This is a genomic window from Promicromonospora sukumoe, from assembly GCF_014137995.1.
Classification (GTDB): Bacteria; Actinomycetota; Actinomycetes; order Actinomycetales; family Cellulomonadaceae; genus Promicromonospora; species Promicromonospora sukumoe.
In genome coordinates, this window is the sequence record NZ_JACGWV010000001.1 from 3,493,091 (window position 1) to 3,512,668 (window position 19,578).

General features: G+C 70.4%; 18 protein-coding genes and 1 other RNA gene. 10 read left to right on the forward strand and 9 right to left on the reverse strand.

The window, feature by feature from the left end:
* Nucleotides 1-50: 50 nt before the first annotated feature.
* Nucleotides 51-1,424 (forward strand): glutamate decarboxylase, encoded by a 1,374-nt coding sequence (gene gad / locus FHX71_RS15465; protein WP_182617817.1) that lies wholly within the window; start codon nt 51-53, stop codon nt 1,422-1,424.
* Between the two features lie 47 nt (nt 1,425-1,471).
* On the opposite strand, the gene FHX71_RS15470 is transcribed toward gad, so the two are convergent.
* Complete coding sequence (locus FHX71_RS15470; protein ID WP_182617819.1) at nt 1,472-3,271, reverse strand: collagen-binding domain-containing protein; 1,800 nt, start codon at nt 3,269-3,271, stop codon at nt 1,472-1,474.
* A gap of 246 nt (nt 3,272-3,517) precedes the next feature.
* On the opposite strand from FHX71_RS15470, the gene FHX71_RS15475 reads away from it, so the two are divergent.
* The gene (locus FHX71_RS15475; RefSeq protein WP_182617821.1) at nt 3,518-4,030 is read left to right on the forward strand and encodes a GNAT family N-acetyltransferase; all 513 of its coding nucleotides are present in this window, start codon (nt 3,518-3,520) and stop codon (nt 4,028-4,030) included.
* 441 nt (nt 4,031-4,471) lie between these two features.
* On the opposite strand, the gene FHX71_RS15480 is transcribed toward FHX71_RS15475, so the two are convergent.
* Both FHX71_RS15480 and FHX71_RS15485 read right to left on the reverse strand, forming a co-directional pair.
* Nucleotides 4,472-5,197: an AAA family ATPase gene (locus FHX71_RS15480; RefSeq protein ID WP_182617823.1), complete on the reverse strand. Its 726-nt coding sequence runs from the start codon at nt 5,195-5,197 to the stop codon at nt 4,472-4,474.
* Between the two features lie 112 nt (nt 5,198-5,309).
* The gene (locus FHX71_RS15485) at nt 5,310-5,612 is read right to left on the reverse strand and encodes a hypothetical protein (RefSeq protein ID WP_182617825.1); all 303 of its coding nucleotides are present in this window, start codon (nt 5,610-5,612) and stop codon (nt 5,310-5,312) included.
* A gap of 128 nt (nt 5,613-5,740) precedes the next feature.
* Here FHX71_RS15485 and FHX71_RS15490 point away from each other — a divergent pair, with 128 nt between their 5' ends.
* Together FHX71_RS15490 and FHX71_RS15495 are read left to right on the forward strand one after the other, a co-directional pair.
* Nucleotides 5,741-6,304 carry a dihydrofolate reductase family protein gene (locus FHX71_RS15490; protein WP_182617827.1) on the forward strand — a complete coding sequence of 188 codons (564 nt, stop codon included), beginning with the start codon at nt 5,741-5,743 and terminating at the stop codon, nt 6,302-6,304.
* A 206-nt stretch (nt 6,305-6,510) separates the two neighbouring features.
* Nucleotides 6,511-7,629 carry a hypothetical protein gene (locus FHX71_RS15495; protein ID WP_182617829.1) on the forward strand — a complete coding sequence of 373 codons (1,119 nt, stop codon included), beginning with the start codon at nt 6,511-6,513 and terminating at the stop codon, nt 7,627-7,629.
* 123 nt (nt 7,630-7,752) lie between these two features.
* Here FHX71_RS15495 and FHX71_RS30075 read toward each other — a convergent pair whose 3' ends face one another.
* Complete coding sequence (locus FHX71_RS30075) at nt 7,753-8,145, reverse strand: ester cyclase (protein ID WP_182617831.1); 393 nt, start codon at nt 8,143-8,145, stop codon at nt 7,753-7,755.
* A 162-nt stretch (nt 8,146-8,307) separates the two neighbouring features.
* Here FHX71_RS30075 and FHX71_RS15505 point away from each other — a divergent pair, with 162 nt between their 5' ends.
* Nucleotides 8,308-8,712 (forward strand): hypothetical protein, encoded by a 405-nt coding sequence (locus FHX71_RS15505; RefSeq protein WP_182617833.1) that lies wholly within the window; start codon nt 8,308-8,310, stop codon nt 8,710-8,712.
* Nucleotides 8,713-8,731: 19 nt separating this feature from the next.
* On the opposite strand, the gene FHX71_RS15510 is transcribed toward FHX71_RS15505, so the two are convergent.
* The gene (locus FHX71_RS15510; RefSeq protein WP_182617834.1) at nt 8,732-9,211 is read right to left on the reverse strand and encodes a hypothetical protein; all 480 of its coding nucleotides are present in this window, start codon (nt 9,209-9,211) and stop codon (nt 8,732-8,734) included.
* A 101-nt stretch (nt 9,212-9,312) separates the two neighbouring features.
* Here FHX71_RS15510 and FHX71_RS15515 point away from each other — a divergent pair, with 101 nt between their 5' ends.
* The 3 genes from FHX71_RS15515 to FHX71_RS15525 all read left to right on the forward strand — a co-directional run bounded on the left by FHX71_RS15515 (nt 9,313) and on the right by FHX71_RS15525 (nt 14,424).
* Complete coding sequence (locus tag FHX71_RS15515; protein WP_182617836.1) at nt 9,313-10,200, forward strand: aminoglycoside phosphotransferase family protein; 888 nt, start codon at nt 9,313-9,315, stop codon at nt 10,198-10,200.
* A 444-nt stretch (nt 10,201-10,644) separates the two neighbouring features.
* Nucleotides 10,645-11,877, forward strand: a complete 1,233-nt coding sequence (locus FHX71_RS15520; RefSeq protein WP_182617838.1) for a cytochrome P450 family protein — start codon at nt 10,645-10,647, stop codon at nt 11,875-11,877.
* A gap of 537 nt (nt 11,878-12,414) precedes the next feature.
* Entirely contained in the window at nt 12,415-14,424 is a 2,010-nt protein-coding gene (locus tag FHX71_RS15525) for a cytochrome P450 (RefSeq protein ID WP_182617848.1), read from the forward strand.
* Between the two features lie 317 nt (nt 14,425-14,741).
* On the opposite strand, the gene rnpB is transcribed toward FHX71_RS15525, so the two are convergent.
* Together rnpB and FHX71_RS15535 are read right to left on the reverse strand one after the other, a co-directional pair.
* An RNA gene (gene rnpB, locus FHX71_RS15530) (RNase P RNA component class A) lies at nt 14,742-15,141 on the reverse strand.
* Nucleotides 15,142-15,208: 67 nt separating this feature from the next.
* Nucleotides 15,209-15,592, reverse strand: coding sequence for a tautomerase family protein (locus FHX71_RS15535; RefSeq protein WP_182617850.1), 384 nt, complete (start codon nt 15,590-15,592; stop codon nt 15,209-15,211).
* Between the two features lie 61 nt (nt 15,593-15,653).
* Here FHX71_RS15535 and FHX71_RS15540 point away from each other — a divergent pair, with 61 nt between their 5' ends.
* Together FHX71_RS15540 and FHX71_RS15545 are read left to right on the forward strand one after the other, a co-directional pair.
* Nucleotides 15,654-16,496, forward strand: coding sequence for a YaaA family protein (locus FHX71_RS15540; RefSeq protein WP_182617852.1), 843 nt, complete (start codon nt 15,654-15,656; stop codon nt 16,494-16,496).
* A gap of 205 nt (nt 16,497-16,701) precedes the next feature.
* A complete protein-coding gene (locus tag FHX71_RS15545; RefSeq protein ID WP_182617854.1) occupies nt 16,702-17,976 on the forward strand; it encodes an MFS transporter in 1,275 nt (424 codons plus the stop codon).
* Here FHX71_RS15545 and FHX71_RS15550 read toward each other — a convergent pair.
* Both FHX71_RS15550 and FHX71_RS15555 read right to left on the reverse strand, forming a co-directional pair.
* On the reverse strand, nt 17,963-18,685 hold the full coding sequence (locus tag FHX71_RS15550; RefSeq protein WP_182617856.1) for a histidine phosphatase family protein: 723 nt from the start codon (nt 18,683-18,685) through the stop codon (nt 17,963-17,965). The two genes, FHX71_RS15545 and FHX71_RS15550, sit on opposite strands and share 14 nt — an antisense overlap.
* Nucleotides 18,682-19,437: a zinc ribbon domain-containing protein gene (locus FHX71_RS15555; protein WP_182617858.1), complete on the reverse strand. Its 756-nt coding sequence runs from the start codon at nt 19,435-19,437 to the stop codon at nt 18,682-18,684. Before FHX71_RS15555 ends, FHX71_RS15550 begins: the two co-directional genes overlap by 4 nt.
* Nucleotides 19,438-19,578 lie beyond the last annotated feature (141 nt).

Here is a 19,578-nt window from a genome sequence, read left to right on the forward strand (position 1 = left end):
CGCCCGTGCTCCGGTCGACGGCGTCAGACCGCCGTGCTTGACTCGAAGACATGGCCACGCGCGACGAGCGCACTGCGGCGCTCTACGGCAACCGTTTCCTCACCGAGGAAGTCCCCTCGACGCTGTTCCCGGCCACGGGGATGAGTCCCACCGACACGATGCGGATGCTCGGCGAGGACCTGGCGCTCGAGGGCGACCCGATGCGGAACCTGGCGACCTTCGTGACGACCTGGATGGAGCCCGAGGCGCAGCGGATCATCGCCGAGAACCTGCACCGCAACTTCATCGACCACGCGGAGTACCCGATCTCGGCCGAGATCGAGCAGCGGTGCGTGCGGATGCTCGCGGACCTGTTCCACGCCCCGGGCGAGACGACGGGGTGCCGCACCCAGGGGTCGTCGGAGGCGATCATGCTGGGTGCGCTCTCGCTGAAGTGGAAGTGGAAGGAGCGGCACCAGGCCGCCGGTCTGTCCGTGGGCACCCCCAACCTCGTGTTCGGCGGCGACGTGCACGTGGTCTGGGAGAAGTTCTGCCGGTACTTCGACGTCGAGCCGCGGATCATCCCGCTCGCGAAGGACAAGTACACGATCGGCCCGGACGACGTGGCGCCGTTCCTGGACGAGAACACGATCGGCGTCGCCGCGGTGCTCGGCACCACCTTCACGGGCCACATGGACGACATCGTGGGCATCAACCGGCTGCTCCTGGACGTCAAGGCGGAGCGTGGGCTCGACATCCCGCTGCACGTCGACGGCGCGAGCGGCGGGTTCGTCTGGCCGTTCCTGTACCCGGACTCGCCGTGGGACTTCCGGCTGGAGCAGGTGCGGTCCATCAACGTCTCGGGGCACAAGTACGGGCTGGTCTACCCGGGGATCGGCTGGCTGGTCTTCCGCGAGACGGCCGACCTGGCGCAGGACCTCGTCTTCTACGAGAACTACCTCGGCAAGACGGACGCGACGTTCACGCTCAACTTCTCGACGGGCGCAGCCATGGTGCTCGCGCAGTACTACAACTTCGTGCGGCTCGGGCGCGAGGGCTACACCTACGTGATGAAGCAGATGCAGCAGAACGCCCGCGTGCTGGCGGCGAACCTGCGGGACACGGGTCGGTTCGAGGTGATCGGCGACGACCTGGAGCAGCTCCCGCTGGTCGCGTTCCGGCTCGCGGGCGACCACGTCGGCTACGACGAGTCGGACATCGCGTGGCAGCTCTCGGCGGAGCGCGGCTGGATGGTGCCCGCGTACACGCTGCCCCCGGACGCGCAGGACGTGAAGATCCTCCGCGCCCTGGTCAAGGAGACGATGAGCCGGGCCCAGGTGGATCGCCTGACCCAGGACATCGACGAGGCGTGCAAGACCCTCGACCTCAAGGGCGGCGCGCACCCGAGCGAGCGGCGGCGGGCGAAGACTGGTACCGGGTACTGAGCCGGGTGCCTGTCTTCTTGCCGGAGCGGGATACCTGCCGGAGCGGGTTACCTGCCCGCGCGGCGTCGGACGGCGATGAGGAGCGCGCCGACCACGACGGCCGCCGCGGCGAGCCCGCCCAGGACGCCGGCGGGCGAGCCGGTCACGGCGAGCGATCCGGGGCCGCCGTCGGGCGAACCTGGCATGCCCGGGCTCCCGGACGGTGTGGGGGTGGGCGCGCCGGACGGCGCCGGGGTGCTCGCCGACGGGCTGCCCGACGGCGACGGGCCGGGGCTCGGGGTGGTGCTGGGGCTGGCGCTCGGGCTAGGGCTCGGCGACGGGCCGACGTCCTCGGCGACCGCGAACGTCTGTGCCTCGTCCGCGAGGTCCTCGTGCGTGGCGACCTCGACGCCGCCCCGGCTCAGGACCTCGAACACGACGAGCGGCTGCCCGGCGTAGGTCTCGGCCTGCTCCGCGGTGAACTCCAGCGGCACCTCGACCGTGCCGGACGGCGCCGTCGGGGTGAAGGTGGTGCTGCTCGTGACGCCGGTGCTCGCGCCGTCGGCGGTGACGACCGTGCCGGTCACGACGTACTCGACGCCGGGCGTCAGGCCGCTGTAGGTGACGGTGTCGATCACGGTGCCGCCGGTCACCGGGAGCACCGTGTCGTCGGTGCCCTCGACCGCGACGCTCGACCCGATCTCGGGTACGGCGGTCACGGCGTCGTCGCACAGGAGCTGGCCGCCGAACGGGTGGTGGTGGATCTCGCCGCCGCCGCTGGTGCTGACGCCGTCGGTGAACCACTGGCCGTTCGTGGTGACGCCGGACGAGAACTCGACCATGGCGTTCGGCGCCCAGATGGCGCCGAGCTCCAGGCCGTCGACCGTCACGGTGCCGGTCACGGCGGACAGGTCGAGCATGATGTAGCGCGCGTAGTCCTGCTGCTCGCCGCTGCCCGCGGACCAGCCCTCGATGTCGATCTGCCCGATCGTGGTGGTCCCCTCGGGCACGCGGATCACGAGCGGCGCCTGCGCCGTCGGGACGTAGCCGTCGGCGCGGTCCATCTTGACGGTCGCGCCGGCGATGTCCTCGTAGTCGACGACGTTCGGCATCGTGGTGGAGAAGCCGGAGAGGTAGACGAGGCCGCCCTCGTCGGTGACGGTCACCGCGTTCGACAGGTCCGGGTTGCCGTACATCGAGGCGAGGCACTCGTTGGTGCGGGCGACGTCGGCCTCCAGGCCGGGGAAGTATTCCGCGACCGCGTCCTGCCCGGTCCCCAGGTCGTCGACGGCGAAGTCGGCGAACGGGGCCGCCTTGAGGTCGAGGAAGCCGCCGTCGGCGTTGGTGACGCGTGGGAAGTCGCCGCCCGCGTTGTCGCCGACGCCGCCGCCGCGGACCTGGGCGGTCAGGCCCGTGGTGTCGGCGAGCTTGGCGAGGGCGTTCGCCTCGGGGCTCGACGTGCCGATGGTCCCGGAGTCGTCGCGATTCGAGATGTCGAAGGAGCCGGTCCCGGTGAACTGCCCGGCGAGGATGCGCACGGGGTCGCCGTCGACCAGCGGCACGGTGTAGTCGGCCTGGCCCGCCGTCTGGTGGAGCACGGTGTACCCGTTCGGGTTCCCCGAGGAGATGCTGCCGAACGCGGCGACGGAGCCCTCGAGCTCCGCGTTGTTCAGGTGGGCGTCCCCGGTGGTGACGATCGTGAAGTCGCTGTTGACGTCGAACGGGTTGTAGGCCGACACCGCGGCGTGCGCGGGGACCGCGCCCGAGACGCCGGCCAGGCCGGTGAGGGCGGCCAGCGCGGTCAGCCCGATGGCGGCAGCGGCAGCCGTGACGCGGCCGCGACCGGTACCGCTCCTGAACGAGATCAACGTGTGCGCCCCCTGCACTCCGGTCGCGTGCGGACAGCGACCCGTCGGCGCCCGACGCGCCGCCGTTCGGACCATAACTTCCGCCCCGGGAACGCGAAACTGGCAGTCCGACGTTTGGTGCAAACTCATGCAGCGGCGCTGGTTGCTGGCTCGGTTTGGCGCCCCTGTTTGGCGGCTCGGTTTGGCACCTCGGTTTGGCGGCCGGCTCAGCGGCGCCGGGTGAAAGCTCCGGTTAGGCTCGACGGCATGTTCGTGCTCGAGACGGAACGCCTGCTGCTGCGGCCCTGGCGCGTGTCCGAGGCCGCCGTCCAGCACGAGATGTGGATCGAGCGTGACCCGCGGGTCCCGCCGCACCGGCGGATCGGCGTGGACGGCCGCCCGAGCGTGACCGACGTCGAGGGCTGGATCCGTGACGGCTCCCCGCTGGAACGCCTCGGGCTGCCGGCGCTGGAGGTGAAGGCCAGCGGGGACGTCGTCGGCTACTGCGGGCTGATCGCGGGCACCGACCTGCCACGGGACGAGCCGGAGCTGGCGTACGAGCTGCTGCGCCGGGCCCGGGGCCAGGGGTACGCGACCGAGGCGGCGGGCGCCGTGCTCGACTGGGCGCGCGCGTCGGGCTACCGACGACTGTGGGCGACGGTCCGGGAGTGGAACGAGGCGTCGTTTCGGGTGCTGGAGAAGGTCGGGTTCGCCCGGAGCGGCCGGGTGGAGGCCGACGCCGAGCACGGGGACTCGGTGTATCTGACGCTGGAGCTCTGAGCCGGGGCTCTGCCGATCGGTGGCGTGGCTACCAGCCCTGGTAGAAGTCATCGTCGTCCTCGTCCGGGACGAGTGGCGCGAACTGCCGCAGCTCTCCACCGCGATCATCCACAGACGGAAGTAGGCCTCTTCCTGGTCCATCACGAAGAGTTGCGCCACGTTCGGCTCGCGCCACGGCGTCTCGAGGAACCGCTGCCGGAGAGCTTCGAGGTCCGCGTGGTTCAGCGCACCGGCCCAGACCTCGCACTCCGGCGCCTTCCACCCGCCCCACTGCGCGCTTCCGACGTCGGTCAGCGGGCTGAGGTAACCCACCCCGCGCCCCTCGCGCCCCGACAGCCGAGGTGCTTCGGTCCGCAGCCATCCGCTCAGCGCCTCGACGTTCTCCCTGTCCGTCATGTCCACCGAGACCATCACGTTCGCCACCCAGCTCATGTCAGCGGGTCACTCGGCGTCGAAGAAGGTGCCCGGGCGCCCCAGGAACCTCTTCCAGAGGGCGACCGACTCCAGCTCGGACCACTCGCGCTCGGCGATCCCGTGCTCGGTCATCTCCAGGATCTGCGCCCCGGGGATCGCGGCGACCAGCGGCGAGTGCGTCGCGTAGATGATCTGGGCGGCGTGGTCGGCGGCCAGGTCCTGCAGCCGGTACAGGAGCTGCAGGGTCGACTCGAACGACAGCGGCCCCTCGGCCTCGTCGAGCAGGTAGAGGCCGGGGCCGTCGAACCTGCCGGAGATCGCCTGGAGGTACGACTCCCCGTGGCTGACCTCCGTCGACAGCCGGTCGCCGTACCCGCTCACCCCGGCTCCGGTCATGAACTCCAGCATCCCGGCGGCTGTCTCGGCACGCAGGTAGAAGCCCTTCGCCTTCTGGCGGAGCATGCGGGCCCCGGCGATCGTCCGGTCCAGGACGAGTGCCTCACCCAGGGGGCTCGGCTCGAGCTGGCTCGCGTACTTGCGGCCGCCGTGGCCTCCCCGCACGTCGATGCCGTACTGCTCCGCGATCGCTTCGAGCACGGTGGACTTACCGGACCCGTTCGCGCCCATGAGGATCACGATGCTGCTGGTCAGCCGCACGCCGCGCGCGGCGATCTCGGCGACGGCGGGCACGGTCCACGGCCAGGCGCCGTCCTCGACCAGGGCGGGTCGGACGCTCACTCGCTCGATCAGCACCCGGACAGGCTAGCGATTTGGGGCAGCGAGTCGCGTCCGTCCGGAGGGGGACTTGAACCCCCTACGCGCTTATCGCCTCCGGCTGCTTCGCCTCACGACTCCGCCGCCTTCGCTAGTCCCGCTGCCTCTTGAGCACTGCCTTGGCCATGCGGTCGATGTTCTGGGCGAGCTGGTAGACGCCGATGACGGTCTGAATCACGCCGACGACGACCGCGATGCCCCCGAAGAACATGAAGAACCCGTACGCCGTGGCATTGGGTACGAAGCGGAGCACGCCCACGACGAGGAGGACAACCGTGCCCCCGATGGTCAGCCCGAGCCCCAGCCCGAGAGTGCCGGCCGAATCGTGGACGACCTGCTCCGTGGAGCCGGGCTTCTTGGCGCCGCCCGCCTTGTCGTACGTCTCGTCGGTCATGGGGTGAAGCGTGCCATCGAACCGCCCGGGAATCGACGGAAGTAGAGCCCGACCGCACCGATGACTTTCCCGCGCCATACCGGTCTCAGCGCTGCAGGCTGGAGACGACCGACGGAAGGCATGGAGCCATGCGGAAACTGTTCTACGGCATGAACGTGAGCGCGGACGGCTACATCGCCGCGGCCGGCGACGACCTCGGCTGGGGCGAGCCGAACGAAGAGCTGTTCCAGTGGTGGCTCGACGAGGAGCGGGCCATCGAGCTGTTCCTGTACGGGCGCAAGCTGTGGGAGATCATGAGCTCCTACTGGCCGACGGGCGACCAACAGCCGGGCGCCACCCCGGCGCAGGTCGAGTTCGCGCGGAACTGGCGGGACACGCCGAAGGTGGTGTTCTCGTCGACGATCGACACGGTCGACTGGAACACCCGCCTGTTCGACGGCGATGCCGTCGCCGAGATCACCCGGCTCAAGGCCGACGACGGCGGGCCGATGCGGGTCGGCGGCGCGACACTCGCCGGGGCGGCGATGCGGGCCGGGCTGATCGACGAGTACGCGATCGTCACCCATCCGGTCCTCGTGGGCGGCGGCGCACCGTTCTACTCCGCGCTGGACAGCTGGGTGAACCTGAACCTGCTGGAGACGCGGACGTTTCCGGGAGGGGTGGTCATGAACCGGTACGAGACGAGGCGCTGAGCGCGATTCTCCGGTGACAGAGGGTGAACTCTGACCGACTGCGTTGATCGCCCGGGCCCAAGCCCGCGAGGATTCAACCTCACCACATCAACGCAGCCCAGCCACGATTTGGAAGGCACTTGGCCTCGGAGAAACATCGCGTGCCCCGGGCCCAGGCGGCCCAGCTACTGCCGCGCCAGGGACTCTCGAAGGTCGGCTACCTCGCGATGTTCATGCTGATCATGGGTCTCACCGTGTCAGGAGTCTGGCTTACGTTCTGCATCTGGAGCCAGGCGAAGTCCGACCAGGCTCATGACCTCTACCAGGTTGGCGACTTCGCCGGTGCGTTCGACGCTGAGGTCTATTACCGGGACTGCCGGGGCTGTGACTCCACGTTCCGAGCCACGATTACGTTTCCCGACGGCAGCCGTACGGTTGAGCTCACAGATGTCGACTGGAACAGAGACGACGTACCGACCGGGAAATGGGTCACCGCACCGCCCCCGTACGACGGGATCTTCGTCGTCTACTACTACCCTGACCACCCTCGCGCGACCAGCCGCATCATGACGGTCGAGGATGTCGAGCGCTGGGTCTACAGCAACGACATCACCGGCTACTGGATCGCGTTCGGCGTGCTAGTTGTGCTGACCTCGTGCTGGGTACGACCAACCGTGCGCGCGCATGTAGAAGCTGAACAAAAGATCCGTGCCGTGCGATCAGCCATGGGCCATCACAGCGATGAGATCGCCGTCCATGGCACCCAAGCATCACAGGTCGACGAAGCGATCGTGGAGGCGCTGGACCGGATCGAGACCCGGACACGGGAACGAACTCGAACGAACCGTTTCGCAGACCTTGTGCTCGCGGGCGGCCTGGTGCTGACGGGAGTAGGAGTCCTGCTGTGCGCGACCGACGCGCGAACAGCAGCGATCGCTACGCACCTTCAGACATCGGGATCGCTGACGACGGCGTCGGACGCCCTGATCACCCTCGACACGAGGTCGGGCAGCATGGTGTCGCACGAGGTGTTCGCCGAGATCGAGGTCCCCGACCAGAAAGGGAACCGGGAGCAAGTGCCGGTCGAACTACTTGTCCCCACTCGTGCGGTCGATGAGTCCCTCGACCCTGGCTGGTATACGAACATCGCCCCGTACGACTTCGAGTTCGACGTGCGGTACGACGCTGACCACAGCAACTGGGTGGTTGCCGAGGCTGACCTGTCGCACCTCGCGCACCCTGGTGACATCGTCTTTCCGATTCTTGTTCTCCTTGGGGGAGTTGCGATTTGCGTCGGTGTCATTGTCGGGCCCATGCGACACAAGGCACGCCGAGCCCCGACATGACGGAGAGGCACTAGTGCGTGACGTCGCCTCGCTGGTCAGGCCTCTCGGCACGCCTCCGCACTGATGCCCAGCGCCCCGAGAGGTCGGGGCGTTGGGCATCTCAGGCGAGGCTGTCTCCCGTGCTCAGTTCGAGAGCTGCCGCTTGAGGGTCTCGAGGTCCCAGACGTTGGACATCTGCACGAACTTGCCGTTCTCGACCTTGTAGGTCGTGATCTCGTGCACCTCGATCGGCTTGCCGTTCGGCGGCACGCCGAGCCACTCCTGCACGGGCGTGCCGCGGTGCACAGCGTGGGTGCCGATGGTGTCGCCGGCGTACACGGTCTGCTTCACCTCGACCGTGAGGTCGGGGATGGCGTCCGTGATGCTCGCGAAGTTCGCGATCCCCTGTTCGCGCGTGACTGACACCCCGTGGGCCACGACGGTATCGGCCATGAACTCACCCACGCGGTCCCACTGGTGCGAGTTGATCACGTCGACGTAGCGGCCGTAGAACTCTTTGATGTCGAACTCGGACACGGTGCTTCCTCTCTCTGCCCGTCCACCGGGCGGTTGTCGCGGGCTGGTTCGCCCGCGACACCCAATGTAGGCATCCAGCCGAGTACGATGAATAACGGAGAGTCTCGGATACTTTACGCATCGTCCAAGCCGAGCGACCGAAGGTGTCGCTACGGTGTGCCCATGAGCTACGACCTCCTCGCGTTCGACCCCGCAGTGGTCGCCGACGGCGATTTCCCCGCGTGGTGGGACGAGCAGTCCCAGTGGTCCGAGGACCACTCGTACGACGACCCGGATGTGACGACGCCGGATCTCCGGTCCTTCTACGGCGAGCTGATCCAGGCCTTCCCGCCGATGAACGGTCCGGACGCGGTCACGGACGAGGACCTGCGTCGCGACCCGGAACTCGAAAGCCGGATGACGGACTACAGCATCGGCACCTCGCTGGTCTACGGGACGTTCTCCTGGAGCCAAGCCAGGACCGCAAGAGCCGCCTTCACCATGCTGGCCGCCAAGCACGGAGTGGCCGTCGCCCTGGTCAGCGACGACGCGTCAATCCTGCGGCCGCAACGGACGCCCGCACGCTGAGTCCGAGCACGCCAGCGACTCAGGTGTCGTAGAAGCCGTCCCAGGGTTCATGGAAGCCGAGCCCATCCGGATAGAGCTCGGCCCAATCGTCAGCACCTGTGCCCTCGCCGTGGCGCTCGAGGACCAGCCCGAACAGGACTCCGTCGTGCGTGGTCTGAAACGGACGGATCGCGATACTGCGGAACTCGCGCCCTGAGAGCGCGTCGAGCCGATCATCGAGCCACTCCTCCAACCCCGGTGTGACGGTGACGCCGTCCCGCTCCTCACGGACGGTGCCGCCAGTAAGGATCTCTGACTCGACATGGCGTCCGTCGTCGTCGAACCGGTGCAGCACAGCGAAGGCGAGCTTGTGATCCCGCCAGTCGCCCCATGTCGCGTTGTACCCGTCACGGAACGCGTAGGTGAGGGACGCAAAGAACTGCCCACCGTCGTACCGGCCGATCGTGGCAGTCCGGTAGTCGGGTTCGTGGGCGATGGGGATCACGTCGGGAACTGGCATGGCCGGCATCGTGCCAGCACCCACTGACACTCCGTGTGCGAGCCTTGAATCGGACGAGCCGGTCCGTACGCCACCGTGGCCGTACGGGCTAGCGTGGCGGTGTGATCCTCGACGTTCCCGAACAGGTCCGCAAGACGGTCGTAGCCGGCGGGAACGAGTCCTGGCTGGACGAACTCCCGGACATGGTCGACTCACTGGCCCAGGAGTGGTCGCTGACGATCGGGTCCAGCCTCGCGGGCGGTCACGTCGCCCTGGTCGTCGAGGCGACGCTGGTCGACGGAACGCCGGCGGTCCTCAAGATCGGCGTGCCGGGTCGGGACATCGGCCCGGAGGCCACGCTGCTCCGCCTCGCGGACGGCGAGGGATGCGCCGAGCTGTTGGGCGAGGACATGGATCGGCAAGCCCTTCTGCTGGAGCGCCTCGGGGCTCCCATGCACGACATCGTGGCCGACCCGGTCAGCCGTCACAGCTTGCTGTGCGATGTGGCGGTTCGGCTGTGGCGTCCGGTCGGCCCCGACATCGACCTTCCGACCGGCGCGGAACTGGCTGAGCAGGACGCCCACCGGCTACCAGGACTCTGGGAGCAGGCCGGGCGGCCGTGTTCGCCGGCCACCGTGGCGGACGCGCTGGAATGTATGAACCGTCGTCGCCGTGCCCACGACGATCGATCCGCTGTTCTGGTTCACGGCGACATCCACGAGCTGAACGCCCTGCAGGCGAGTGACGGCAGCTACAAGCTCATCGATCCAGCCGGGCTGCGGGCCGAACCGGCGTGCGATCTCGGCACCATCGTGCGTTGCAACCCGGACCTCGGCGACGACCTCCGGGCGCGGACCGAGCGACTGGCATCGCGCACCGGCGTGGACGCCACCGCCATCTGGGAATGGGGAACCATCCACCGGGTGTTCAGCGGCGTCTACGCCTACAGCATCGGCTTTCAGCCGTTCGGCGAGCTGCTGCTGGCAGAAGCGGATCGCCTCACGGCGTAGTCGCCGCACCGCGCAGCAATCGCACTCTGGGTGCGGACCTCGTCGTCCTCGCTCGGTGCGAGCGGGACTCGACCGGCGGGGGGGGGTTCTGTCCGCAGCCACTCGCTCAGCGCCTCCACGTTCTCGGTGTCGTCCACATCGACCGAGATCATGACGTTCGCCACCGAGCTCATAGCGATCGTTCTACCGGAGCGGACCGCAGGCCACCACAGGATGGGGTCGAGCTGGCCCTGAGCGGTCATGAACAGAGCGGGGGTCTCGCGAGAGGCGTTCCGGGTGCTGGCGTTCGCGACGGCGATGAGCCCGGACCTGGCCGCCGTGGGGAAGAACGCCGCGTGTTTCGTGTTCTCTGCTGCCCGTGATAGAAACGCCGGGTCGGGCGTCTACGCAGGTCGCCCCATATTTCGATGGATAATTTAGATGAGTGTCGACGGGTGGAGAAGCATGCCTGACCTGGAACCGCAGCGGAGCGAGGGCCGGGTCGCGCTGGTGGACCTGACCGGTGCGGAGGACATGACTGCGGCACTGCGCAAGCTGCAGGACCAGTGGGGGCCGGTGGCCCCCGTGGACCTGGAGCCAGGCGTACCGGGCTGGCTCGTGCTGGGGCACGCCGAGGTCATGGAGGTGATGCGCACCGAGAGCGTCTTCGCCCGGAACCCACGGCACTGGCGAGAGCAGCTACCACCGCAGTCGACCCTGCACGCCATCCTGTCCCCGACCGGACGGCGGAACCTGTACTTCTCGGACGGCGCGGAGCACCGGCGGCTGCGGCTCCCGGTGGACGAGGCGTTCGCCGACATGGACGAGGTCCGGACGGCAGCGCTCGTGCGCGTCGTCTGCGGCCGGCTCATCGACTCGTTCGCCGCAAAGGGCAGTGCGGACCTGATGGGCGAGTATGCGGCGGCGGTGTCGTTCCTGGCGGTGTCGGGCATGTTCGGGTTCGACGAGCAGCAGGGGATCGACCTGTTGCGCTGCGCGAGCGAGATCTTCGGGCACGGCGGCGATCCCGTGTCAGCCCTGGTCCGGATGGACCAGATCGTGCTGGACCACGTCATCGCGACCCGGGCGAAGCCAGGCCCGAACCTGACCACCAGCTTCATCGAGCACCCGAATTTCGAGGACGACACCGAGATCGTGCACTCCATGGTGATCGCGATCTGCGCGGCCAACGAGATGCTCGTGACCTGGATCGCGACCACACTTCGCCGCATGCTCACCGACCCCCGGTACACCGGTCGCGTCACCGGCGTGCGCCGCGGCCTGGACGACGCGATGGACGAGACGCTGTGGAGCGAGCCGCCCGTGGCGAACCTGCCCGCCCGGTACGCCGTGACCGACTGCACCCTCGGCACCGCCCAGATCCGCGCCGGTGACGCGATAGTGATGGGCGTGGCCGCCGCGAACAACGACCCGCGGGTACGCACCAGCGACGACCTCTTCGAGGCGGGCAACCGGTCGCACCTGTCCTTCGGCGTCGGGCCGCACGCGTGCCCCGCCAAGCGCCCCGGGCGGCTCGTGGTCAAGATCGCGGTGGAGAGCCTCATGGAGCGGCTCGACCTGAGGCTCACCGACCCGGTGGTGAAGTGGGCGCCATCGCCGTGGTCGCGCTACCCGTCCACGCTACCGGTGACGTTCACTCCCGAGCGCCAGGCCGCCCGCACGCCTGCCCGCGTCTGACCTGCCCCTGGAGCGTCAGACGGCATCGAGGTGCGCCTTGCCGTTCACGCAAGTCTTCGTGCGCCGTGCCCGCGCGGGGTTCGCCGTCGGGTCTCCGGGTGCACCGGCGTACGGAACGTCCCGGTGCGCACCCAGGACTCGACCTCGTCCACCGCAGCCTCCCCGAGGCGTCGCACCTCTCCGCCGACCGACCCGGCAATAACGGTGTCGTTCGTGACGAACCGACAGAAGGTCTTCGACACCGGGGTCGGCGTGGCAGGCGGTTGCCGAGGCTGCCAGGCTGCGCCAACGGCGCACAAGACTACCCACACCGCAACATGGCCGCCTCATAGTCACTTCTTTACGCAATGATCACACAGCGACCCGCAAGGGTCGAATGTTCTGCCCGGTATGCACGTTATGTTTAACCTTGTCCGTCGGCAGACGAGATGGTGTCTTGGCTGAAGAAGGAGCCCCCCAGTGCCTGACCACACCGGTAGATCCCGGAAGACGACAGACGCCGTCGCAGCCAGTTCGGACCGCGAGTCCCGCCGCCGTGTGACCAAGCTGATCCGGCACCTGAGCACGCCCGAAGGGCGCGCCGACCCCCACGCCGTCTACGACGAGCTGCGGGCCATGGGCCCGGCGGTACGCATGCCGTGGGGAGCCTGGATGGTCACCTCGCACGGCGCGAGCCACGAGGTGCTCAGCGGATCCGGCTGGCGCACCGTGGACGCCGCCTGGCGCACCGCGCGCCAGCCGACGTGGGTGCGGCACCCGGGCCTGAAGTTCCTGCACGACTCCGCGCTCGGCACCAACCCGCCCGGGCACGCCGGGCTGCGCCGCAGCCTTGGCTCGTTCGTCTCGCCGCAGTCGGTCGCTGACCTCACACCGCAGATCGTCCAGACCGTCCACGAGTACCTCGACCGGTTCGATGCGGTGCTGCGCGCCGACGGCGAGGCGGACTTCGGGGCCCTGGTCGGCGACCGGCTGCCCATGGCGGTGCTCTGCATCGTTCTCGGGCTGCCGCGCGAGGACATCCCGCTGCTGTGCGAGATGAGCCGCAAGCTCTCGAACGTGCACGACCTCGCGCCGAGCAAGGCGCGGATGGCGCAGGCCGACCGCGCGGGCAAGCTGTGGAACGCGTACTGGGAACAGCTCGTCGCCCAGCCCAGACCCCGGCTCCCGGAGGACTCCCCGCTGGGAATGTGGCTCGACACAGAGACCGACCCCGCGGTGCGCGCGGTGGCCGGCTCCCAGCTCAACGTCATGATCGAGGCGGGCCTCGAGACGACGACGTCCCTGCTGTCCGACGGCGTGGTGCAGCTCCTGCGCCGGCCCGACCAGGCCACGTGGATGCTCGAGCACCCGGAAGCCGTGCACGGCGCCGTCGAGGAGCTGGTTCGCTTCGTATCGCCCGTACAGCTCATGACCCGGTACGCGGCGCAGGACACGGAGCTGCCGGGCGGCATCCCGGTGACAGCCGGGCAGATCGTGCACGCCGTGGTCGCCGCGGCCAACCACGACCCCGACGCCTACGACTCGCCGCACGACCTGAACCTCTCGCGCCCACCCCGCCGCAACCTCGCCTTCGGCGTGGGCATGCACTACTGCCTAGGCGCGCCGCTGGCCCGTCTGGAAGCGACGACACTGTTCCCCGAGGTGCTGCAGCGGTTCGATCTCGAGCTCGCCGGGCCAGTGGGCTACGACGAGACCCTCGCCTTCCGCGGAACACGTTCGGTGCCGGTACGGCGGCGACCCCGTCCAGCCGCGACCGCGGGTGCTGGTGCGGCGGTGGCCGCTGGTGAGAGCGCGTCCGCCGCCGGACCCGTCGTGGTCAACCGCGAGGACGCCGTGCTGGTGGTGACCCTCACGCGACCCGACGGCGACAACCGGCTCGACCGAGCGACGCTGACCGCCCTGGGCGACGTGCTCACGACGCTGCCCGACGACGTCGCCGCCGTCGTGCTGCGCGCCGAAGGGAGCCACTTCTGCATAGGCGGCGACCTGGACGAGCTCGGCCAGCTCGCCACCAACGACCCCGACGGCTACCGGAACCTCGTCGAGCTCAGCGACGAGGTGCTGCGCGCCTGGCGCACCTGCCCGGCGGTGACAGTCGCGGCGCTGCACGGCAACGTCGCCGGAACAGGGCTCGGGCTGGCGGTCGCGAGCGACCTGCGCGTGGCCGCCGAGGACGCACGGTTCCGCGCGCCCGAGACGGTCGTCAGCATCCCGGTGGGTCCGAGCGAGGTGCTGGACCGCCTGGTTGCCGAGATCGGTTCCGGCCGGTCCCGCGCGATGCTGCTGCTCGGCGATGCCGTCAACGCCCAGGAGGCGCTGGAGGGCGGGCTCGTGCAATCCGTCGTCCCGACCGAGAACGTGTGGGCCGAGGCCAAGCGCCTGGCCCGGCGCATCGCCCGGCGCGACCGGGAGGCTATCCGCGTCACCAAGCAGACGATGGCCCGGCTTCCGCACGACGGTCCCGATCCGACGGAGGGCACCGACGTGTGGGAAGCACCACTAGCCCAGGCCCTGCGGCGCCGGATCACCCTTGCCGACGCGAGGTAGCGGCTCCTCGTCGACGAAAGGCCGGCGGGGCCAGCGACAATGCTGGCCCCGGGAAGCGCGCCCGAGACGATCGTCAGCATTCCGGTCGGCCCGAGCGAGGTGCCGGACCGGAACTCGCGGCACCCGTCGCCATGGCGGTCGGCGCGTCCCGTCAAGGCGGTTCAGGCACGACTGGCCACAAGGACGCGAGTGAGACCCTGGACACCTACTGGTATCACCACGGCCTTCAGGCCAGGCGACCATGGCGCAACTGCGAACGTGATCTCGCCCCTGGAAGCCTCCGACTGATGCTCCGATGCAGGTCAGGGCCTTAAAAGCGGACGAGCCGGTCTGTACGCCGGGTTCTGTTCCCGCGCGCGGTTGCCCCCGCGCGGGCGACGGTCATCCATCTAGGCCCTGCGTTGCCGCAGGGCTCGAGCGGTCTACCCGGCTGTGCTTCTCGCGAGGAGAATCGGGCGAGCAGCCCTCGAACACAGCCTGTCTGACCTTGCTCCAGGTGGGGTTTACCTAGCCGCCGCCGTCACCGGCGGCGCTGGTGGTCTCTTACACCACCGTTTCACCCTTACCCCCGGTCCGGAGACCGAGGGCGGTCTGTTTTCTGTGGCACTGTCCCGCGGGTCACCCCGGGTGGCTGTTAACCACCACCTTGCCCTGTGGAGCCCGGACGTTCCTCGGCGGGCACCCGAGGGTGCCCGACGCGACCGCCCGACCGACTCGTCCGCAGGAGAAAGAGTACCGTCAACCCTCCATCCCGCTCGCCACGGCAGCCGGTTAGACAACGCCGTCACACGTCCACGCGATAGCTCAGCGCGAGCTCGTCGCCCGACACCCCGCGAATGCCCCAGTTCTCGCGCGGGCTCTCCAGGATCACGATCTCCAGGTCGTCCGCGGACAGCCCGAGGCGCGGCGCGACGTCGTCGTACAGGGTGGCGATCAGCGCGCGCTTGGCCTCGCGGCTGCGGCCGGTGAAGCAGACGATCTCGACGACCAGGTAGGCGTCCGAGCGCGGGGCGACCAGGTCGCCGTCGTCCAGCAGGAGGAAGCGGTGGAACCGCTTCTCCGCGGGGAGCTGCCAGGTGCGCACGAGCGCCTCGTGCAGCGCGTCGGAGACCTCCGCGCGCCGCTCGCCCCAGACCGACCGGTTCCCGTACACCTTGACCTGCGCCATGCCCGCCAACCTAGTGGGCCGGCCCGGGCGACCTACCCGGACGGCGACTTAGGCTAGGCGGGTGCTCCTGCTCCTGCCGCCCTCCGAGGGCAAGACGCCCGCGCCCGACGGCGCCGCGCCCCTCGACCTGACCGCCCTGGCCCACCCGGAGCTCACCGCCCGACGTCGGCAGGTGCTGGCGGAGCTGGCCCAGGTCAGCGCGCGGCCCGGGGCGACGGCGGCACTCGGCGTCAGCGACGGGCTCGCCGACGAGGTGGCGCGCAACACCACGCTCCACGAGGCGCCGGCGGCCCCCGCGGCCGAGGTCTACACGGGCGTCCTGTACACGGCGGCCGGCCTGGCCACCCTGCCCGACGCCGCCGCGCGGCGCGCCCAGGCCAGCGTCCTCACCTTCTCGGGGCTGTGGGGCGTGGTCGCGCCCGGCGACCGCATCCCCGCCTACCGGCTCGGCATGGGCGTCGGCCTGCCCGACGCCGGCCGGCTCGCCACGTTCTGGAAGCCCGCCCTCGCGGAGGTGCTCGACGCGCGGGCCGCGGGCGACGTCGTCGTCGACTGCCGGTCGGCGACCTATGTCGCGGCGTGGAAGCCGCGGACTGTCGGGGTGGGCGCCGACGGGACGCCGCCCGCCGAGTGGGTCGAGGTGCGTGTGCTGCGCGAGACCGACGGGAAGCGGACCGTCGTGTCGCACAACGCCAAGCACACCCGCGGGGTGCTGGCCGGGCACCTGCTGCGCCGCGAGCACGAGGCCCGGACCAGCGAGGACGTGCTCAAGGCCGCCCAGGAGCTGGTCGGGTCGGTGGTGCTCACGGAGATCGGCTCGGGCAAGGACCAGACGCTGATCGAGGCGAACCTGCTGGACGGCAAGCCCCGCGGCCCGCGAACGCTGGAGCTGGTCCTGGCCTGAGGGCCCCGGCGTCGTCCCTGCTGGTTCCGGCTGGCCGTCTCCCCGCTGGCACCCTCCCCGCTGATGGCACCTTCCCTTCGAGACCTAGGTTTCTTCGCTTTGGGGCCGCCGAAAGCGAAGAAACCTAGGTCTCGAAGGTGATGTCCGGGGCCAGGTGGGCCGCAACCCTGGCGCTGATGCCTACCGACCGGTTGGATGTGCGGTCATGAGGATCAGCAGCCTGACGGGCGCCAGGATCGCAGTCGCCGCGGCGTTCTTCGCGCAGGGCTTCGTCTTCATCAGCCTCACCACCCGGCTGCCGCGGTTCCTGGAGCAGTGGGGGCTCGACGAGGTGGCGCTCTCCCTGCTGCTGCTCATGATGGTGCTGCTCGCCGGTGTCGGATCGCTGGTCGCCGAGCGCGCCGCGCACCGCGTCGGCAGCGCGCCGATGCTCCGGCTCGGGCTCGCGCTGATGGTCGTCGCCGTCCCGGCGATCACGCTGGCCCCCGCGGTCGGCTTCTTCGTCGGCGGGGTGGCGCTCTACGGGATCGCGCTCGGTCTGGTCGACGCGACCTCCAACATGCAGGCCGTCGACCTGGAGCACCGGTACGGCCGCCCCATCCTGCCGTCGTCGCACGGGTACTGGACAACCGGCGGCATCATCGCCGCCGCCATCGCCCTCGCCACGGGGCGCCTCTCCCCCGAGGTGGGCGCGTTCGTCGCGGTCGTGCCGCTGGCGATCGCGTTCGCGCGCTTCGTCCCGCGGGTCGCGCCCGGGGCCGACGTCGGGCCGGGGGTGGGCGTCGCTCCCCCTCATCAGGCCGCGCCGTCGGACGCCGCACCCGTCCCCGCGCCGGTCCCGTGGAAGCCGATCTGGCTCGTGGGCGCCGGGCTGGTCGTGTTCTACATGGTCGACACCACGGCCTCGACCTGGGGACCCGTCTACCTGGCGCGGTCGTTCGACGCGCCCGGCAACCTCGTGGCCCTCGCGACCTTCCCCTACCTCGTGACGTCGATCGTGGTGCGGCTGGCCGGCGGAGCGCTCGTGACCCGGTTCGGGGTGACGCCGCTGCTCCGGATCGGCGCGGTCGTCGCCAGCGGGGCCCTGGCGCTGGTGGCCCTGGCGCCGACCTGGCAGGTCGCGGTCGCCGGCTTCACGGTTCTCGGCGCGGCGGTCGCGTTGGTGGCCCCGCTCAGCTTCTCGGCGGCGGGCCGCATCGCGGCGGGGCCGACGGCGGACGGCCCGGCTGCCGGCGACGCCACGACGGACGGCACCCCGGCGGACGGGACGACGTCGGCCGAGCCCGACCGCGCCCGGACCGACGCCGTCATCGCGCGCTTCAACCAGTTCAACTACGTGGGCGCGCTGCTCGGCGCGGTGCTCACCGGCTTCGTCGGCGCCGACAACCTGCGGCTCGGGTTCGCCCTGCCCGCCGTCCTCGTACTCGCCCTGGTGCCGCTCGCGCCGGCCTTTGCCCGGGGCGCGCTCAGCCGTCGGTAGGCACGCCGACGGCGGTCACCTCGGTGGTGCCGTCCGCCCAGAGGCGCAGCACCGACAGCGACGCGGGCGGGATGCGCAGCCGCGACCAGTGGGAGGCGGGTGCCCCGAGAGCCTGCCCGACGGCGGTCCGGATCTGCCCGGCGTGCCCCACCACCACGACCGTGCGGTCCACGCCCCCGGCCAGCAGGTCGGTCAGGCCGTCCCACACGCGGGCGCCGAGCTGCGCGTACGACTCGCCGTCGGGCGGCGCGAAGGTGCCGGTCGAGCGCCACCGCTCCAGGTCCCCCGGCCAGTCCTGCTCGACCTCCTGCGCGGTACGCCCCTGCCACTTCCCGAACCGGAACTCGGCGAACCGGTCGTCGGTGGTGACGTGCAGCCCGAGGCGGCGTCCGACGGCGGCCGCCGTCTCCTGGGCGCGCACCGCCGGGGACGCGACGAGCGCCGTCGGACGAGGCAGGTCCGGCCAGAGGCCGCCGCCGCGCATGCCGCCCGACGAGCGCGCCCCGGCCCGGGGCGCGCGGCCGATGCGGAACACGGCGTCCGCGGCCTGGGCGGCCTGAATCCTGCCGTGAGGACTCAGCGCGGGGCCCGGGACGTCCGACCCGGAGCCGACGCCGGCCTCCGTCAGCGGGGTCACGCCGTGCCGCACGAGGACCACGGTGAGCGGAAGGGCGGCGTCCAGGCGCGGGGTTGCTCCCGCGGAACTCATCCGGCGGCAGCGCCCGTCGGCGACGCGACGCGCACCAGGATGCGGCCGCACTCCTCGCAGCGCACGACGGCGTCGGGCGCCGCGCTGCGGATCTTGTCCAGGTCGACCGGCGGCAGGTCCATGCGGCAGCCGTCGCAGCGGTTGCCGTTCAGCACCGCCGCGCCCGTGCCGCCGAGCTGCGTGCGGATCTTCTCGTACAGGCTGACCAGACCGGCGTCGAGCCCGTCGATCGTCGTCACCCGGCTGGCCGCGAGCGCCGCGACCTGCGCGTCGAGGTCGGCCCAGCCGGCGTCGCGCTCGCCCTCGACCTTGGTCTTCTCGGCGACGAGCTCGTCGTTCGCGGACTCGACCTTGGCCAGGGCGTCCTCGTGGGCCTCGAGACGCTCCATGACGTCCAGCTCGACCTCTTCGAGCGCCGACTGGCGCGCGGCGAGGGAGCGGAGCTCGTCGGTGAGCGCGACGGCGTCCTTGGCGGTGACGCTGCCCGTGTCCAGGCGCTGCTGGTCGCGTGCGGCGCGGTTGCGGACCTGCTCGACGTCGCCCTCCGCCTTGGTGAGCTCGCGCTTGAGGTCGGCCACCCGGGTCCGCGACTCGACGAGCGAGGCGCGCAGGTCGGCGATCCGGCCGTCGAGCTCGGTCAGCTGCGTGAGCGCGGGCAGGCTCTTGCGCTGGTGGGCGAGCTGCTGAGCGCGGGTGTCGAGCGCCTGGACCTCCAGCAGCCTGCGCTGGTCTTCGGGTGGTGCAGTAGCCACGGGAGGCGTCCTCTCGGTCGTGATCTGGGGGTGGTCCAACGCTACCCCGCGACCGACGGCGCGGGCGCACGCGGGCGGGGCTCGCGCCGGGACCGCGCCAGGCCCGAGCGACGTGTCAGACGCTCAGGTCACCCGGGGGAC

Bases quoted from the DNA above. Each gene is read 5' to 3' on its own strand.
- gad (WP_182617817.1), top strand. From the start codon at position 51: ATGGCCACGCGCGACGAGCGCACTGCGGCGCTCTACGGCAACCGTTTC.
- FHX71_RS15475 (WP_182617821.1), top strand. From the start codon at position 3,518: ATGTTCGTGCTCGAGACGGAACGCCTGCTGCTGCGGCCCTGGCGCGTG.
- FHX71_RS15485 (WP_182617825.1), bottom strand. From the start codon at position 5,612: ATGACCGACGAGACGTACGACAAGGCGGGCGGCGCCAAGAAGCCCGGC.
- FHX71_RS15490 (WP_182617827.1), top strand. From the start codon at position 5,741: ATGCGGAAACTGTTCTACGGCATGAACGTGAGCGCGGACGGCTACATC.
- FHX71_RS15495 (WP_182617829.1), top strand. From the start codon at position 6,511: ATGTTCATGCTGATCATGGGTCTCACCGTGTCAGGAGTCTGGCTTACG.
- FHX71_RS15505 (WP_182617833.1), top strand. From the start codon at position 8,308: ATGAGCTACGACCTCCTCGCGTTCGACCCCGCAGTGGTCGCCGACGGC.
- FHX71_RS15510 (WP_182617834.1), bottom strand. From the start codon at position 9,211: ATGCCAGTTCCCGACGTGATCCCCATCGCCCACGAACCCGACTACCGG.
- FHX71_RS15520 (WP_182617838.1), top strand. From the start codon at position 10,645: ATGCCTGACCTGGAACCGCAGCGGAGCGAGGGCCGGGTCGCGCTGGTG.
- FHX71_RS15535 (WP_182617850.1), bottom strand. From the start codon at position 15,592: ATGGCGCAGGTCAAGGTGTACGGGAACCGGTCGGTCTGGGGCGAGCGG.
- FHX71_RS15545 (WP_182617854.1), top strand. From the start codon at position 16,702: ATGAGGATCAGCAGCCTGACGGGCGCCAGGATCGCAGTCGCCGCGGCG.
- FHX71_RS15550 (WP_182617856.1), bottom strand. From the start codon at position 18,685: ATGAGTTCCGCGGGAGCAACCCCGCGCCTGGACGCCGCCCTTCCGCTC.